General features: G+C 32.2%; 1 pseudogene. It reads left to right on the top strand.

Annotated elements, in window-relative coordinates:
• Window positions 1–236, top strand: a pseudogene (locus ACY2RW_RS16390) (excinuclease ABC subunit UvrC); the annotation flags it as partial.

Here is a 236-nt window from a genome sequence, read left to right as displayed (position 1 = left end):
ACCTTTACCTCAATTAATTATTGTAGATGGAGGTAAAGGACAACTTTCATCTGGTTTAAAAGTGTTAGAAAGGTTAGGTTTGCGTGGTAAAATTGCCATTAGTGGTATTGCAAAACGTTTGGAAGAAATTTATTATCCTGGAGATCCAATACCTTTGTATTTAGATAAAGAATCGGAAACGTTAAAACTTACACAGTATTTAAGAAACGAAGCCCATAGATTTAGAATTACATTTC

Source organism: Polaribacter sp. 2305UL8-11 (genome assembly GCF_058147165.1).
This window is presented reverse-complemented; position numbering and strand designations above follow the sequence as displayed.